Genomic DNA, 1,535 nt, shown 5'->3' on the forward strand with positions numbered 1-1,535 from the left:
TGGAAAGTCTGGATTCTGTTTCTTTCAAAGTTGTGATCCCAGAGGATGGACCATGTATTTTTACTGGCAAAACAGCAATTTACATGGGCGCGGAAGAGTTTTTTGATGACAATGCGGGACACATCCTCTCCCGTGGTGTGCCAGCCGCTGTTTGTGATAAAACAGCCGCGAAATTAGGAAAGGTCAATCCAGAAGAAATCTTAATCACCGATTCAACTTGGCACTATATTGGTGGTGGTTGTTGTTAGAGATCAAGGATAAAGTCTGTTCGCCGACGCTACGCGAACAGACTTTAGACTTAATAAGTCTCACAATCCCAAGGCGATAAAAATATGATTAAAACAGACGTTTTAGCTGTTACACCGTTCCGCAAAAAACTGCAAGCTCCCTTAAGTAAACAGCCAATCACGGTTTTACAAATTAATCTGGGGAAGCGTTGTAATCTAGCTTGTAGTCACTGCCATGTGGAAGCTGGTCCTAAGCGAACTGAAGAACTTTCTCCAGAAATTTGTGACCAGCTTATTAAGCTGATTTATCAGTTTCCTCAAATTAAGACCGTTGACTTGACTGGTGGCGCACCAGAGATGAACTATGGCTTTAAGCCCTTAGTTGAAGCAGCATACCAAACCGGAAAGGAGGTGATTGTTCGGTCAAATTTGACCATTTATTTTGAACCGGGATATGAGGATATACCTGACTATTTCGCTAAGCACCAATTACGAGTAGTGGCTTCTTTGCCTTGTTATCTGGAAGATAATGTAGATAAAATGCGCGGCCAGGGGGTTTACGATGGTTCGATTCGGGCGATTCAATGGCTGAATCGGTTGGGCTATGGGAGAAACCCCAAATTAATTCTTGATTTGGTCTACAATCCTTCGTTGCCACTGAGTGAAAAGTTTTCTCTCACTCCTAATCAGGTTAAGTTGGAGAAGGATTATAAAGTGTTCCTAAAAGAACAGTTTGATCTTGACTTCAACCAGCTATTGACAATTACCAATATTCCTGTTGGTAGAACAAAGTTTCATTTAAAACGCACCAAGCTATATGCTCCCTATATGGTGTTTCTAGAAAACAGTTTCAATGCCACTACGGTGGAGCATTTGATGTGTCGCAATGAACTGTCTATTGACTATTTGGGTAATGTCTACGATTGCGATTTTAATCAGATGGAAAATGTAGCAGCAACCTCTGGCACTGGAGAAAGGTTGACAGTTAGTAAACTTATCGAAGCAGGAAGTTTAGACATCATTGAGGAAATTCGCACTGCTTCCTATTGTTATGGCTGTACAGCAGGGTCTGGTTCCAGTTGTGGTGGTGCTTTGATTTGATCCAATCAGAGTTTTTTTTGATTATAATATGAATGGATTTTCATATCAATAATAATTCAACTGCTGACCAGTGCTGAATCATGAACTCAAAAAGTCCATCATCTCAAGCCTTCTGTGTCCGTAAGCTGAAAGTTTTAGCGGACAACACTCGTCTCACTGTTCTGGAAATCCTGATGGAAGGACCAAAACATGTTGGAGAGCTCAAGG

2 protein-coding genes are annotated in these 1,535 nt (G+C 41.4%); both read left to right on the forward strand.

Going from position 1 to position 1,535, the window contains the following annotated elements:
• Positions 1–248 (forward strand): DUF8838 domain-containing protein (locus F6K38_RS41650; protein WP_502709666.1); only part of this gene is annotated, 248 nt, incomplete at its 5' end.
• Positions 249–332: 84 nt separating this feature from the next.
• Positions 333–1,328, forward strand: coding sequence for an arsenosugar biosynthesis radical SAM (seleno)protein ArsS (gene arsS / locus F6K38_RS41655; RefSeq protein ID WP_287250090.1), 996 nt, complete (start codon positions 333–335; stop codon positions 1,326–1,328).
• Positions 1,329–1,535: the final 207 nt, after the last annotated feature.

It is taken from the genome of Moorena sp. SIO3B2 (assembly GCF_010692525.1).
GTDB classification, from domain to species: domain Bacteria; phylum Cyanobacteriota; class Cyanobacteriia; order Cyanobacteriales; family Coleofasciculaceae; genus Moorena; species Moorena producens.

Excerpts from the sequence above, each read along its gene's own strand:
- arsS (WP_287250090.1), top strand. The coding sequence starts at position 333 with ATGATTAAAACAGACGTTTTAGCTGTTACACCGTTCCGCAAAAAACTG.